Raw genomic sequence first — 14,992 nt, forward strand, 5'->3', positions numbered from 1 at the left:
GTCAGGCGATCCCTTCCTGTTCGGGATGGAAGCCGAAGCGGCGGGCGACGGTGTCGATCCGGTCCAGCGCGCGATCGAGGTGGTCCTCGGTGAGGGTGGCCATCATGCTGATCCGCAGGCGCTGCTGGTCGCGGGGCACCGCGGGGAATTCGACGCCGTTGACGAACACGCCCTCGCGGTGCAGGGCGGTGACCACGTCCGCGACGGCGAGGCGCTGCGGTACCAGGATCGGGATGATCGCGGTCTGCGGGTCCACCACGAAACCCATGGCGCGCAATCCGCGCACAAAATACGCCACGTTGTCGTGCAGTCGCCGGACTCGCTCGGGATGCTCGGCCAGGAAGTCGATCCCGGCGAGCACCGCCGCGACCACCGGCGGCGCGAGCGCCGCGGAGAACATGTAGGAGCGAGCGAAGAAGCGCAGCGTGTCCACCAGATCCCTGGAGCCGGTCACGAAACCGCCGGTGCTCGCGAAGACCTTGGAGAACGTGCCCATGGACAGCTCCACGGCGCCTGGTCCCAGCCCGAAGTGCTCGGCGGTGCCGTGCCCGCGTGCGCCGAGCACCCCGGTGCCGTGCGCGTCGTCGACCGCCAGCCACGCGCCGAACGCGTCGCACAGCGCGCGGATCTCCGGTAGCGGGGCGATATCGCCGTCCATCGAGTACACGCCCTCGACGGCCACAACGATGTTCGCGCCCGGATTGCGCCACCTGATCTGCATCAGCCGGTGGCGCAAGTGCCGTAAGTCATTGTGCGCGAATGCCATCGATCGCACCCGGCCGAGCTGGATGCCGTCGTAGAGGCTGGCGTGATTCTGCTCGTCGTAGAGCAGCACGTCGCCCTTGCGCAGCAGACCGGTCACCCAGCCGACGTTGGCGGCGTAGCCGGAGGAGAACACCATGGCCGCTTCGCTGCCCTTGAGCTCGGCCAGCCGTTCCTCGAGCCGCCGGTGCAGCGTTGTGGTGCCGTTGAGCAGCGGCGGGCCGCCGTGCCCGACACCGTATTCCCGGATCGCCGCGATGGCTGCCTCGGCGATCCGCGGTTCATTCCCCAGGCCGAGGTAGTTGTTGGACCCGAGCATGATCAGCTCGTCGGTCGCGCCGGTCGCCGGATCGCGCACCGGCACGACCGCGCCGGAAGGACCGGCCACCTCGCGCAGCACGAACCCGCTGCCGCGGGCGTGCTCGGCGTAGGGGCGGAACTCCGCGAAACGCTGTTCAAAGGTATGTGCCGCGGGGTCGAGATAGTGTTCGAGGCTGAAGTTCTCGCCATGGGCGAGATCGGGAGCTGTCATGCTCGCTGCTCCTTACCGAGCGTTACGGTTCCGGCCCGGCCGTCCAGCACCAGGACGTCGCCGCTGGCGACCAGCTGGGTGACGCCCGGCACGCCGACGACTGTGGGGATGCCGAGTTCGCGTCCGATGATGGCCGTGTGCGACAGCAGGCTGCCGCGCTCGCTCACCAAACCGCCCGCGGCGACCATGAGGAACACCCATCCCGGGTCGGTGGTGGAGGCCACCAGCACCTGGCCATCGATCGCCACGTCCGGGTCGGGGGTGTGCACCACCAGTGCGGGCGCTTCGACACGGCCGGGGGCACAACCGATTCCGCGCAGAACGCGCGCACCGGCCACGGCGCCGTCGTCCGGTTCCTCCAGCGTCGGGTCGGCGATGCCCGCCGCGGCGATCCCCGTGGTGACGATGCGGGAGGGCAGTCGTTGCGCACGCCAGCGATCGTGGTCGGCCTTGCGCAGGGCCACGGTACGGGCGGCGTCGGTGTCCACCGCGGTGCCGCGGGTGAAGGCGGCGATCTCCTCGTAGGTCAGCCAGAAGACATCACGCGGATCGTCCAGCAGCCCGGACGTGTGCAGCCGTCTGCCGTACTCGCGGAACACTCGCTTCACCAAGCCGAAAGAGCGGCTGCGGCCCAGACGCATGTTCTCGCGCTGCTTCACGTGTTCGCGCGCCAAGCGAAGCGTGAGGCGGAAGGCTGTGCGCGGTAGGGCTTTACCTTCGAACAGTCCGGCTGCCGTTTGCTCCGCAGCGCGGCGGATCGCCTGCTCCCGCGCGATCATGTCGTCGGCGTTCTGCCCGCCGCGCAGGTAGTTGCGCAGCATCGGCACCAGGCGCTCGGGGTGCTCGCCCAGCGGATCGGTCTCCAGCTTCAGCTCGTCCACGGTGCGGTCGCCGAACTCCGCGATGTGGCGCAGGCAGGCGGCGCGGAAGTCCGCGAACCGATCCTGCGACAACGTCGTCCACACCTCGCGAGCGGTGGCGGGGCCGTCGAACAGCGCGCGCAGCGCCGGATCGGTGCGCACCCGGGCGGTGAGCGCGAGCGCCGACCGCACCGGGTCGACGCTGTCGACACCGTCTTCACCGCAGAACAGCTCGTTGCGCAGGGTGAGCGCCGCGTCCTCGGCCAAGCCCGCCCGGCGCAGCTGCAGACCGACCACATGGAACATCTGCTGGGCGAGGAAGTCGTTGAAGATCTGCACCGAATACGCGGGCACGAGCTCGGCGAAGAAGCGTTCCGTCCAGGCCAGCAACGCCTGTGCGTCGCGTTCGCGCTCCGGCGTGCCCGGGTCCAGGCGGCGATCGAGGTCGGCGGTGGCCGCCGCCAGTTCGGTGAAGAATGCGCGCAGCCGCCGGGGCAGCCGCAGCCATCCGAGCAGGATGACCGCGAAGACCCGTAGCCGCAAGGCGATCGCGCGCACCCGGGCGACGCCATGGGCGGGCGCGTCCGGTCGCCGGTATCGGTTCTCGATGTTGAGTGCGGCCTCCCAGCCCTCGATGGCGAATTCCATGCCGGGTATCTCGAGGAAGAGCCGGTACCAGTTGCTGATGTTGTAGTAGATCCGGCCGCGCGCCGTGCCGACCAGATAGGGGTACAGATCGGCGGCGTTGCGCTCCACGATCCGCGCGGTGGCGCCGAAATCCCGGTGGCAGGCCCGGAAGACCTGCTCGTAGGCCGCCCGCAAGACGGAGAAGGTGAGTGGACTCGACAGTCCCGGATACGATTCGGCGACGTTGACGTTGTCGAAGATGGTCTCCCCCGCGCCGGTCACGGTGACCGGCCTGGCCTGCAATAGATGCAACCGGCCGTCGGGTGTGTACGCGAATTCGATGTCCTGGGGCGCGCCGAAGCGGTCGGCGAGTTCCCCTGCTGTCTCGGCCAATTCGAGGATCTGCGCGTCGGACAGCACCGGGGTGGTCACCGGATCGCCGAAATCTTCGACGGCGGTGCCCGTACCGTCAGCCGACGGCGTCACGCGGCTGTGCTTGTCGACGACGACACGCGAGGTGATGGCGCGGGTGTCGCGATCGACGAAGTAGGTGTCGCAGTCGACCGTTCCCGCCACCACGCCCTCGCCCAGCCCGAGCGCCGCCGCGACGACGGCCTCGGAGGGATCGCCGGTCTGCGGGTTGCAGCTGAACACCACCCCGGAGACGGCGCTGTCGAGCAGCACCTGCACCACGACGGCGCAGGCGATCGGGGTTGCGTCGAGGCCACGGCGCGCCCGGTAGAACAGCGCACGCTCCGACCAGGCGGAGGCCAGCACAGTGCCGATCGCGGCAGGCAGGTCCGCCGCGGCGACATTGAGCACGGTGTCGAGCTGCCCGGCGAAGGAATCGGTGGCCGAATCCTCGCCGCGCACCGAGGAGCGGACGGCGAAGCGCACGTCCGCCGTGGACGATCCGGCGGTGGACATTTCGGCGACAACGGCATCCAGTTCGGCGGCGATGTCCGCGGGCAGCGTCAGCGCCTCGACGATCGCCCGGATCCGCATCGAGACGGCCCGCAGCGCGGCCGGGTCATCCGGGTCGAGTCCGGCCAGCAGGTCGGTGATGGAATCGGCCGCCGAAGCGAGCACCCGCGCGCACGCGTCGGTGCTCAACACCGCGAACGGCGGGACGCGACGCCCGGCGGCGTGCAGCTTGGCGAGGTTGGCGGCCTTGGCGCCCGCGTGCGCGTCGGCTTCGGGGTCCGTGGCGAGGGTTTCCGCGCGCAGTATCGCGCCGGTGGTGGTACTGGTCATCGGGCGGTCTCCTGTCTGGCCGGGATCGCCGCGGCGGCGCGCTCGCGCCGGGTCAGCCGGACCAGGACCGGGTCGGGGGTGTTCGAGATCTCGGGGCGCTCGCGCACCCGCATCCCGTTCACCAGTTCGATGTCGTAGCGGGACAGCAGCATCGCGAGACCCACGCGGATCTCGATCAGCGCCATCTGCTGACCCACGCACAGATGCGCGCCCCAGCCGAAGGGGAAGTACCGGAACGGCGGACGCGCCCGGTTCCGCTCCTTGGTGAACCGGTCGGGGTCGAAGGTCAGCGGCGAGTCCCAGAAAACGGGCAGCCGGTGGTTGACGAACGGACTGATTACCACGATCGCGCCGGGACGCAGGTCGAACCGGTCGAAGCTGTCCGGCTCGAGCGCGGTGCGGCTGAACGCCCACGCCGGAGGGTGCAGGCGCATCGCCTCGTCGATCGCGCGGCCGGTGTACTCCAACTCGGGCAGCGCGGCGCGCATGGCGTCCGGATCGTCCAGACCGTCCGGCAGCATGTCGATCTCGGCGCGCACCCGGTCGAGTGCGGCGGGGTTGCGGCACAGCTCGTAGACCGTCCAGGCCAGCGCCCCTCCGGTGGTCTCGTGACCGGCCAGCAGGAAGGTCAGCACCTCGTGCCGCAGTTGCGCGTCGTCCATCGCGTGCCCGGCGTCGTCGCGCGCGGCGAGCAGCCGGGCCAGCAGCGAGTGGACGTCACCGTCGGTGTGCCGATGCCGCCGGATCACCTCGTCCACCACGTGATGCAACCGCCGCCGCACGCCGTGGAACCGCCGATTGCCCGGCGTCGGAACCCGCGGCGGCACCTGGATCGGCGCGGCCATGTGCCGCATCACCCAGGAAACGCCGTCGCGCACATCGTCTTCGATCTGTGGGAGCACGCCGTCGATGTCCGCGCCGAGTACCGCGCGGCACACCACGTCGGCGGCGAACCCCATCACCTCGGGCACCAGGTCGAACGCCGCACCTTCAGCGGCGCGCGCGTCCAGGCGGGCACGCATCCGGTGTCCGCACTCGACCATGAGCGGGATCTCAGTTTCCACGTGACGCCGCGCGAACGCGGGTTTGATCAAGGCGCGCTGGCGTTTCCACAGTTCGCCGCCGCTGGTCAGCAGGCCGGGGCCGAGCAGATGGTTCAGGCTCCGGTAGCTGATCCCCTTCTCGTATCGTGCCGCGTGGGTGACCAGCACCTGTTCGATGTGCTCTGGCTCGACCAGCAGGTGCACATGCAGGTGGGCCAGCCGCAGCCGCACGCTGCCGTGGGCCAGAGCGGACTCGTAGAACAGGGTGAGCGGGTCGGCTCGATAGTCGGGATAGACGCCGAGCGGATGTCGCAGGACGGGACCGTCCAAGCGGCGGTCGCCGTTTCGGGTCAGCAGTGTCATCGCGCGGCATCTCCCCCGCGCCCGGCGCCGACCAGTGCGTCGGGATCGTCCTCGAGCAGGTGTCGTGCCGCGGCGCGCTGCACTTTTCCGCTCGTTGTTTTGGGGATGCTGCGCGGCGCGACAATTCGTACGCCCGCGGCCAGTACCCCGGTCCGTTTGCTCACCGCGGCGCGTATCGCGCGGGCCAGTGTGTCGTATTCCTCTGGTGTGAGGGCGGATTCGACGATCAGATGCAATTCCTCCGACATGCCTTCGGCGTCGGTCACTCCCACCGCGGCCACGCCGCCGGGCCGGACGCCCGGCACCTGTTCGGCAGCGATCTCGAAGTCGGTGGGCAGATAGTTCGCACCGCGGATGATGATCAGATCCTTGCGTCGCCCGGTGACCCGCAGTCGTCCATCCCGCAGATAGCCCATATCGCCGGTGTCCCACCAGCCGTCCACGCGCGTGGCCGCGGTCGCCTCGGGCAACCGGAAGTAGCCCGGCGTGGTGGACGGTCCGCGGAATTGCACGCGGCCGATCAGATCCGGGCCGCGCGGCACACCGTTCTGGTCCAAGATCCGGACCTCGGTGCCCGCCACGGGTGCGCCGCAGTCGACGATCTCGAGCGCGTCGCCATCGTCGGCCGGAACGTCCATGGCCACACCGTCTTCGACGAGTGCCCGGCGCGAGACCGAGTCGTACGCGATCGGCGCCCGCGGCTGTGACACCGTCACCGCGAGCGATGCCTCGGCCAGCCCGTAGCACGGCACGAGCGCGTCGGGCGGAAGTCCCCAGGCGCGGAACCGGTCGACGAACCGTCGCACCGTCGCCGGATGGATCGGTTCCGCTCCGCAGAACAGGAACCGCCACGTGGACAGGTCCACCCCGTCGAGTTCGCTGTCGGCGATCCGCGCCGCGGCATAGCCGTAGGCGAAATTCGGTGCCGCGGTGAGCGTTCCTCGATGCCGGTGCACCGCGCGCAGCCAGTCAGCCGGATGGCGCAGGAAGCGGTTCGGCGGGATCAGCACCGCGTCGACGCCGCGGAACAGCGGCGTCAGGAATCCGCCGATCAGTCCCATGTCATGGTGCAGCGGCAGCCAGCCCACCCAGGTGTCGCCGGCACCGATCGCGGCGGCGCGGGCGATCTGCTCGCAATTGGCGGCCAGATTCGCGTGGGTGACCTGGACCCCCTTCGGTGTGCCGGTCGAGCCGGAAGTGGCCTGGATGAACGCGAGATCGTCCGGTGCGGGCAGGCGAGGCGTGAGCGCGGGCGTGTCCGGTGCGCTGGCCAGCGCGTGCAACACCGTGGCGTCGATCGCCTTCACCGACGCGGGCAGGGGCACAGCGTTCAGCACCGATTCGGCGGCCACCACGGCCGCGGGTTCCAGATAGGCGAGCAGCCGGGTGAAACGATCCAGGAAGATCTCCGCTGCCCCGAATCCGCCCGGGGTGGCGATCGCCGTGGGCACCGCGCCGAGCAGCAGTGCGCCGAAGAACGCCGTGACGAACTCCGCCGAAGTGGGCAGGCACAGCAGCACCCGATCGCCCTTGCGCACCCCTGCGTCGGCCAGCCCGGCCGCCGCCCGGCTCGCCACGCCGACGAGATGGTCGTGCCGCCAAGCGATCTCGTCGGCGTCAGGTGCCCCGGCACGCTCGGCCATGATGGTCGTCGACGCCACTGCCGTGCCCCGCTCGCCGCCTGCCAGCAGTGCGTGCACGATGCTCGGGTGTGCGGGGCGAAGCGCATCGGATGGTGTGGTCATGCCTGGTCCTCGACGTATCGCACGATCGTGGCGACCGTGGTCAGCCGGACGGCGACATCCTCCGGAATGGTCACGGAGAAGGCCTGTTCCAGCTGGATGGTCAGTTCGATGGCGGTCGGCGAGTCGAGTCCGTAGTCGATCAACGGCGTCGCCGGGTCCAGGTCGGCGGCGGCCACCCACAGCACCTCCCCGACGATCGCGCGTACTCGCGCCTCCAGATCGGCAGCGCCGATATCACCGCGCGTGCTCATCCCAGCAACTTCCCTTCCGTCACGCAGGAGCGCACCGATTCCTCGATATCGACGCCGTCACCGGTGTCGATGCGGTGGAATCCCACCTCGGGGAACGCGGTCGCGAGGGTTTCGCGCACCCGCTCGTAGCCGGTGCGCAGAGCGGCCAGCCGCTCGGCCGTCTCATGGGCCTCGACGGGCCCGTGCGCCGACCGCTGCACGCAGCGCGCCGCGGCCTGCTCCGGTGGCGCGTCCAGCCACAGCACCGCATCGGGCAGCGTGGTGCGGAACCGTTCGGCGAAACCGGACACGGCGCCGGAGATATCGCGTTCCACCAGCTCCGCGATCTCCGACAGCAGCAGCCACGGGTCCGGCGAACTGCCCAGCCGGGCCGCCTGAGTGTGCTGCCAAGCCAGGATGTCGGCGAAGGTGCCGGGGCGATGCCGTTCCAGTACCGCGGCGATCTCGTCCTCCCGCTCGCGGCAGCGTCCGTCGGTGCCCGCCAGCGCCACGTACAGCGGGCCGTAGACCAGCAGTTCGATCAGCGGATGCCGTTCGAAGACCAGCACATCCGGTGCCCAGGTGCGCAGGAAGTGCTGTTCCACGGGGCCGAACAGGGTCATCTGCAGGTACATCGCGGTGGCCTTCATCGCCACGTCGCCGATCTCGTCGCAGCCGACGCTGAACGCCCTGAGCTGCCGGGACAGATCCGCGAGCGGGACGTCCCTGGTGTCGTGGAAGTCGGGGCAGGTCATCGAGGCGAACCGGCCGACACCGGCGGGCTCGGCCAGCGCGCGCAGCCCGGCCAGCACCGAGGACTTCCCCGCGCCGTCGATGCCGACCAGGGCGACCCGGCGGGTGCTCATCGGTCGTCCTCGCGCAGCTGGGTGAGCACGGCGCGGGTGACCTCCGCGGGCGCCGCGGCGCCGTCGAGGCGGATCCAGCCGAGTTCCTCCGACAGCGCGTCGAGTGCCTCGTGGCTGCGCTGCTGGAAGGTCAGGAACGACTCCTCGTCGCCGTAGCCGCTCTCGTAGTCACTGCGCAAGCGCTTGCGGGCCAGCGCGTCCTGCGGACGCACCGCGAGGTAGAAGGTGCGGTCGGGCTCCGGGAATCCCGCCGCCAGGCTGCGCAGCACGGCCGGGTCACCGCCATGTGCGACCTCGGTGGCGTAGTACTTGTACCAATAGGCGTTGGCGAGCACGATGTCCGCGTCGCGTTCGGCGGCCAGGTCCAGCGAGAGCTGCATGGCGTGGAACAGGAAGTGCGCGCGGCTGAGCGGGGTGAGCAACTGGAGATAGCCGTAGATCTCGGCGGGACTGCCCCAGGGGAGTTTCGAGGAGACCTTGGGGTCGAGGAACGCGTCCCAGATCGTCACCGCGGCAACGCTGTGCCCCTGCGCCTCGAACTCGGCGGCGATCCTGGCCACCTGGGTCGTCTTGCCCGAACCGTCGCCACCCGCGAGGCAGATGAGACGTTTGCGTGCGGTCAGTGTGGTGTCCTTTCCCGAGCCACGCACAATGCGCGGCGGTGCGGCGAAATCCGTTGTTGTGATCGGTGTTTCCGGCCTCGCTCGGTCTGGCGGGTCCGTTTCCGGCGTTTCGCGAATCGCGGTGTCCGGTCGGGGCTCGTGGGAGACCGACTCGGTCACGGCGGGTTCGTCCGCCGGATCGCCGCCGTCCAGGACCTGCACCAGACCCGCACCGCCGTCGACCCGGATGCGCTGACCCGATCGCACCGCCGTCGTCGCCCCCGCCACATTCAGCACCGCCGGAATGCCGTACTCGCGTCCGATCACGGCCGCGTGCGACAGCATGCCGCCCACCTCGGTGACCACGCCGGCCACCAACCCCAGCGCGGGCGTCCAGCCGGGATCGGTGAACCGCGTGACGAGGATGTCGCCCTCGCGCAGCTGGTCGATGTGGTCCAGCGAGGTGATCACCCGGGCCGTGCCCTCGGCCACGCCTGGACTGCATCCGAGGCCGGACAGGTCGCCATGCCCCACCACGCGCACCGCCGCGACGGTCACCCCGCCGCCGAGTTCGTGCGGCGGCACGAGATCGCGGTAGCCCGCGTACATCGCACGGCGGTAGGCGATCACGGGCGCGAGGTCGCTGCTGGCCGCTCGGCCCGCGACCAGATCGGTCAGCTGGTGGATGGTCAGCTGGAACGCGTCGTCGGCGTGTTCCAGCACGCCTGCCGCGGCCAGCCGGGTACCGGCTTCCACCACGTAGGCGCGGACCACGGCGTAGCACTGCGAGGAGAATTCGCGCATCCGCTCACGGGCGACCAGATAACGCCGCATCCGCTCGATCTGCTTGTCCAGCGCCTTGGCGTACCGCACCCGCGTCGTCGGCCGGGCGCGGACCCGGGCGCGCACCGCCGCGAGCTCGGACTCGTAGCGTTTGCGCTGCTCCACCAGGGTGGTCGCGGGATCGGCGGGCACGGTCCCGTTGTCGAGCATCACCGCGATCATCGCCCGCACTCGCTGCGGGTCCTCCGACCAGCGCGGGCAGGTCAGGTCGAGTTCGGCGTCGGCGTGGAAGCCCTGTTCGTCGAGGAAAGCCGCGAGCGCCTCGTCCCACGCCGGGCTGTCGAGCCCGGATTCCCGTGCCACTCGGTGCAATTCGACGATGCCGCGTTGCAGCGCCATGTGGCTGATCTCGGCGAGGCCGCCCATGAGGGCGATGGCCGAGGTGGTCGCGCCGGTGGCCGCGTCCACTTTGTCCAGCAGCTGCTTGAAATCGGTTTGCAGGCTCGAGTTGTGGTAGATGGTGGTGAAGTAGGTGCGCTCGGTGGCGGCGTGCACGGTGAGCAGGCAGTCGGCCAGGTCGGCGGCGAAGGTCGCCTCGTCGGTCCGCGGCAGCGCGCGTACCCGTTCCCGCCAGGCCTGGTACTTGGCGGGCCAGCTCGCGGCGAACGCGTCGACCGCTTCGAGCTGTTCGCGATAGCTGCGCTGCACGGCCAAGGCGACGGGCAGCGCGCGAGCAATGGTCAACGGCGTGTTCGGTGTGCGAATCGGCCCCTGCGGGCCGTATTCGTTGAGGACGCCCAGATCGTCGTCGAAATGCTGCTCGTCGAAGCCGGGAATGCGCCGGAAGCACTGCTTCACCGCGCTGACGTTCCAGTAGGCCCGGCCGTAGTACATGGCCATCCAGTCCGGCTCCCGCCCCGGCTCGGCCAGCCCGAGCCCCTCGAAGAACCGCTGCATCGAGTACTGGAAGGCGTTGTCGTACAACGAGAACATCATCGGCGTGCACACCCGCGCCGAGACCCCGCCGTCCCGGAGATCCGCGTCGGAGAACTGCTCGATGTCGGTGCGCCAGCTGATCGCGGTGACCGCGCGTGACTGCAGCAGCCACAGTGCGCCGTCGCCGTCGATCGCCCACTCGATGTCCTGCGGCCGGTGCCGGCGCGCCTGCACGGTGAGCAGCAGCGCGGCCAGCGCCGCGGTGTCGGTGGCGTCCAAGTGGACATCCTCCTGTCCCGCGTCGCGCGCCACCACGGCCCCATCCGACAGCCGAAGGGTGTAGCGAGTGGGCGCGACCTGCCCGGAGACCAGTCGCTCGCCCACGCCGTGGCAGGTCTCCACCACCGCGTGCTCCTCGATGCCCGAAAGCACGTCGATACTGAAACCGACACCAGCGCAACGAGCGTCGACCATGCGCTGCACCAGCACGGCGACACTTGCGTCCGCCTCGGCCAGACCGCGCCGGGACAGGTAGGCCCGCACTCGTTCGTTGCGCACCGACGCCCGGCACTGCTCGATGTGCGTCCGCAGCCCGGCCGCGTCGGTGATGTCCAGGTAGGACTCGTACTGTCCGGCGAAACTGGCGTCGTCGAGATCCTCGAGCACGCCGCTGGAGCGCGCCGCCACCGGGAATCCGCCGATCGCCCGCACCCAGCCGGTCAGCTCGTCGTCGGCGACGGCGTCCAGGTCCAGGTCAGCGGGTACGACGAAGCCGGGTGGGACGGAGAATCCGTCGGAGAGCAGTTCGTGCAGGGTGGCGGCCTTGGCGCCCGCCCGCGACGGGGTGAAGTCGGCCGCACCGAGGAACATCGGTGTCGGACCGGACGCGGTCGTTGGGGTGATCACGGTGGTGGCTCCTGTCGGCAGCAGAACCGGGCGAACGTCGTGGCGGGCGGCCAGTTCCCGCGCTTGGCGTACGCCAGCGGCGGTGAGCGCGCCGTAGGACGGGCTCGCGGTGCGCGGCTCGAAGCCGAGCAGCAGTGTCTCGGCCATGCACGCGTACACGATCCCGGCGGGCAGCCCGGTTTCCGGAAAGGGCGGGGTCTGGCCGAGCGGCAGCGCCATGCGGCCGCCGTCGACCAGGGTGATGTGCGGCTGCTCGGCTACCGCCGGGTCCACATCGCCGGGCACAGCCAGATCGCAGATCAGCACGGGGTGATCGGTGGCGAGATGCCGGGTCGTGACCAGTGGCGCGGCCGAGTTGGTCGCGGTGACCACGACCCGGCAATCGCGCAGCGCGGTGAGGTCCTCGCTCACGACGACCTCGCCAGGCAGTCCGGCGGCCACCCGGCGCAGCCGCGCTCCGGCGCCGGGCCTGCCCACCAGGACCAGTGCATCAGCCAGTGGCGCAACGAGTTCGGCCATGACCGCACCGATGTTGCCGAGCGCTCCGAGGATGCCGACCCGCCGCTGTCCCGGCGCGAGGGCGGTCAGCTCTGCGTGCAGCACCGCATAGGCGCAGGCTGCCGTGAGTGAATTGCCGGAGGTCACGGTGACGGTGTCCTCCGCCACCTCGCGCGCGGCGTCGGTGACGATCGACGTGTAGCCGCCCAGACCGATCACCCTGGCTCCGGCCGCTATCGCCTGTTCGACCGCGAGCCACACCAGATCCCGCACGTAGGTGCGTTCACCGGCGCGCTGGTGCGCGACGATCTGCTCGGCCGTCAGCGGCACCGCGATCAGCAGCATCTCGACCTCGGCCCCGGTCGGTGAGGTGATCGTCCGCCTGGTCAATTCGAATGGATCGGCCACCGCGCGCAGACGTTCGAACAGTGCGGCGAACTGCTCGTCCGTCCATTCCGCCAGCTCGGGGGCGAGCCGGCGCAGATCCGCGACGTCGGGCAGGTTTGCCAGGAAAGCCACTCTGATCGGTTCGCGCGGATCTCGCGCTGGTGCCGCGTCGGCACGCCGCGGGAGGGGCGCGCGGTCCAGCGCCGCGATTTCGGTGGTGACCGGTGCGGCCAAGTGCGCCAGCAGCTGGGCGTACTCGCCGCGGTGCAGCAGCGCGGCGACGTCGTCCAGCGCCGCGGCCAGCCGGTCGAGGTCGCTGTCGCTGACGAAGGCCGAGGGCTGAACGCGCAGCGTGCTCGGAGCCGATAGCGTCGGCAGCATGCGGATCGCGTGGCGGTGCACCAGGTATCCGGCCACGATGTAGCCGAAGAGGTCGGGCGCGCAGATCTCGCGTAGCAGAGCGGATTCCGGCTCCGGTACCCGCAGCTCCACCCCTTGGAGAAGACCGCGCCCGCGCACGGACACGATCTCCTTCGGCCAGCGGCGGGCCACCGCGTCCAGTCGCGACCGGAGCCGGGTCCCCGCTTCGCTGATCCGGATCTGGTTGGCGCGCAGGAGATCCAGGGCGGCGTCCGCGACCGTCGCGGACAGCTCGTCGTCGGCGAAGGTGGAGGTGTGATAGCGCCCGAAGTCGGCGACCGAGTGCCGCCGGTCGACCAGCAGCGCGGCGATCTTGACCAATCCTCCGCCGAGCGATTTCGACATCAGGTAGTAATCCGCGCGCACCCCGGACGGGGCCGACGCCAGGAACGTGCCGGTGCGTCCCATGCCGCATTGGATCTCGTCGAAAACCAGTGCCGCCGTGTGCCGGTCCGCCAGTTCGCGCAGGGCCCGCAGGGTCTCGGCGGGAACCTCGCGGACGCCGCCTTCGCCCTGCACGGGCTCGGCGAACACCGCGGCGACCGGCGACAGATGCCGCCAGCTGCGAACAGGCGTTCCGGCGGCGTCGAAGCCGATGACGCCTACCGTGCACAGCTCGTCCGCGAACGCGTCGGCGATCTCCTCCGACGTCCAGGTGTCCAGCCTGCGCCGCTCGGGGCCGGGCACCACCAGGTCGGCCGGGGTGTCAGCCTGTTCGGTGAGCGCGAAGGCACCTGCGCTCTTGCCGTGGAACGCACCGGCCAGCGAGACGAACACCGGCCCGCGTTCGCGTAGCCGCGCGATGCGCTCGAGCGTCTCGGTGAGCACCGCGGCGGCCGTGCGCGGCTCGGCGTCGTCGGCGGGCGCGGCGGGTCGCACGTCGTGCAGGCCGTCGCGGCGCAGCCGACGCAGCGTGCGCCGTATGTCGGCGTCCAAGTCGGACAGGGCACGCGCGTGCGAGACCGCGGCGTGCCTGATCGCCGCTTCGACCGCATCCGCCCCGGTGGATCCGAAGGTGACGACATACTCGCGGCCGGTGCTCGCGCCGACCGACTCGGACAGCCGCCGCGCCAGCCGCGTCGCGCCGGGCCGGACGCTGCCCTGCGCCACGAACGGCGCCTGCTGATTCAGCAGCGCCGTCGCCGCTCGTACCAGGGCTGGATGGTTGTGCCCGAACAGTGCCGCGCCGAATCCGCCCACGAGATCCAGGACCCGGGTGCCGTCGGCGCGGACGAGGTGGTCGCCCTCCGCGGCGGTGTACACCACGTCCAGGTGGCAGGCCCGCAGCAACTGGGCCAAGCCGGGCCGGTTGTACTCGGCAAAATCGGTGAAGAGCTCGGATATGGCGGGCGACGCGTGTTCTCGCCGCCCAGAATGGACGGTCACGCTCGCGCTCCGGCCCGTGCGCGCCGGTCGGGTGTCGCTTTCCCCGTCACACAGTGGATCACGTCGCGCGTGGTGTGCAGCGTCGCGGCCTCCTCGTCGGAGATCGTGATACCGAACTCGCGCTCCAGCTCGATCACCAACTCCACCGACCGCACCGAGTCCAAGCCATAATCCAGCAATGGCGTGTCTACATCTATTTCGGTCACGTGCAAACCGCGTGAGAACAACACGCGCACCCGTTCGCCGACGGTCTCGGATACATTCATCGAGCGTCTCCCTCCGTCACGCCGCAGGCTTTTCCCGACGTGCGCGATATAGGGGTCCCTCGATCCTCCTCCGACTGATCCGAACCGGATCCCCACAGTTCAGCGCAGGGTTCGACACCCGCAGAGTCCGCGATCACATGCCCTCCGATATCCGCGAACGGGACTGCCGTATCCCGCTGTCCCGCTATACCGCGCGGGGTGCAGCCGCACCGCCACGCGTTCTCACATCTGTACACCCGCACTATGCGAGCTGCAATGTGAAAACCCGTGCGGTGCAGCGGGTTTCCGTCGATCGCAAATCTCTGGCTAATTTTTGGCCGTTTGGTTTCCGCGACAAATAAGAATGGAGCGCAGACCGCGAGGCGACAAGCACTGTCTCAGACGATTTGACAGCGCATCCGAGGGGGTGGCGAAAGCATCATCTGTTACCGTGCGCCACAGAAATATTGCCATTGTGGAAAATTTGCTGTTCATACCCCATTCATTGGGTGGGCAGGTATCAATCAATACCGACCAATAGGTACTT

General features: G+C 69.9%; 8 protein-coding genes. All 8 read right to left on the reverse strand.

What is annotated here, in order from left to right:
• Nucleotide 1: 1 nt before the first annotated feature.
• From ON34_RS24175 to ON34_RS24210, 8 genes are read right to left on the reverse strand one after another with little or no spacing between them, the layout of a single operon-like run.
• Nucleotides 2-1,294, reverse strand: a complete 1,293-nt coding sequence (locus ON34_RS24175) for an aminotransferase class I/II-fold pyridoxal phosphate-dependent enzyme (protein ID WP_051023043.1) — start codon at nucleotides 1,292-1,294, stop codon at nucleotides 2-4.
• Nucleotides 1,291-4,035: a PEP/pyruvate-binding domain-containing protein gene (locus ON34_RS24180; RefSeq protein ID WP_040783345.1), complete on the reverse strand. Its 2,745-nt coding sequence runs from the start codon at nucleotides 4,033-4,035 to the stop codon at nucleotides 1,291-1,293. The genes ON34_RS24175 and ON34_RS24180 overlap by 4 nt, the downstream gene beginning before the upstream one ends.
• Nucleotides 4,032-5,441 (reverse strand): cytochrome P450, encoded by a 1,410-nt coding sequence (locus ON34_RS24185; protein WP_040783347.1) that lies wholly within the window; start codon nucleotides 5,439-5,441, stop codon nucleotides 4,032-4,034. Before ON34_RS24185 ends, ON34_RS24180 begins: the two co-directional genes overlap by 4 nt.
• Nucleotides 5,438-7,186: a fatty acyl-AMP ligase gene (locus tag ON34_RS24190; protein WP_051023044.1), complete on the reverse strand. Its 1,749-nt coding sequence runs from the start codon at nucleotides 7,184-7,186 to the stop codon at nucleotides 5,438-5,440. The genes ON34_RS24185 and ON34_RS24190 overlap by 4 nt, the downstream gene beginning before the upstream one ends.
• Nucleotides 7,183-7,437 carry an acyl carrier protein gene (locus tag ON34_RS24195; protein ID WP_051023045.1) on the reverse strand — a complete coding sequence of 85 codons (255 nt, stop codon included), beginning with the start codon at nucleotides 7,435-7,437 and terminating at the stop codon, nucleotides 7,183-7,185. The genes ON34_RS24190 and ON34_RS24195 overlap by 4 nt, the downstream gene beginning before the upstream one ends.
• Nucleotides 7,434-8,282: a hypothetical protein gene (locus tag ON34_RS24200; protein WP_040783349.1), complete on the reverse strand. Its 849-nt coding sequence runs from the start codon at nucleotides 8,280-8,282 to the stop codon at nucleotides 7,434-7,436. Before ON34_RS24200 ends, ON34_RS24195 begins: the two co-directional genes overlap by 4 nt.
• Complete coding sequence (locus tag ON34_RS24205) at nucleotides 8,279-14,200, reverse strand: aminotransferase class III-fold pyridoxal phosphate-dependent enzyme (protein WP_040783351.1); 5,922 nt, start codon at nucleotides 14,198-14,200, stop codon at nucleotides 8,279-8,281. Before ON34_RS24205 ends, ON34_RS24200 begins: the two co-directional genes overlap by 4 nt.
• Entirely contained in the window at nucleotides 14,197-14,466 is a 270-nt protein-coding gene (locus ON34_RS24210) for an acyl carrier protein (protein ID WP_051023046.1), read from the reverse strand. The genes ON34_RS24205 and ON34_RS24210 overlap by 4 nt, the downstream gene beginning before the upstream one ends.
• Nucleotides 14,467-14,992: the final 526 nt, after the last annotated feature.

Source organism: Nocardia pneumoniae NBRC 100136 (assembly GCF_000308755.1).
Lineage (GTDB): Bacteria > Actinomycetota > Actinomycetes > Mycobacteriales > Mycobacteriaceae > Nocardia > Nocardia pneumoniae.

Bases quoted from the DNA above. Each gene is read 5' to 3' on its own strand.
- ON34_RS24175 (WP_051023043.1), bottom strand. From the start codon at position 1,294: ATGACAGCTCCCGATCTCGCCCATGGCGAGAACTTCAGCCTCGAACAC.
- ON34_RS24180 (WP_040783345.1), bottom strand. From the start codon at position 4,035: ATGACCAGTACCACCACCGGCGCGATACTGCGCGCGGAAACCCTCGCC.
- ON34_RS24185 (WP_040783347.1), bottom strand. From the start codon at position 5,441: ATGACACTGCTGACCCGAAACGGCGACCGCCGCTTGGACGGTCCCGTC.
- ON34_RS24190 (WP_051023044.1), bottom strand. From the start codon at position 7,186: ATGACCACACCATCCGATGCGCTTCGCCCCGCACACCCGAGCATCGTG.
- ON34_RS24195 (WP_051023045.1), bottom strand. From the start codon at position 7,437: ATGAGCACGCGCGGTGATATCGGCGCTGCCGATCTGGAGGCGCGAGTA.
- ON34_RS24200 (WP_040783349.1), bottom strand. From the start codon at position 8,282: ATGAGCACCCGCCGGGTCGCCCTGGTCGGCATCGACGGCGCGGGGAAG.
- ON34_RS24210 (WP_051023046.1), bottom strand. From the start codon at position 14,466: ATGAATGTATCCGAGACCGTCGGCGAACGGGTGCGCGTGTTGTTCTCA.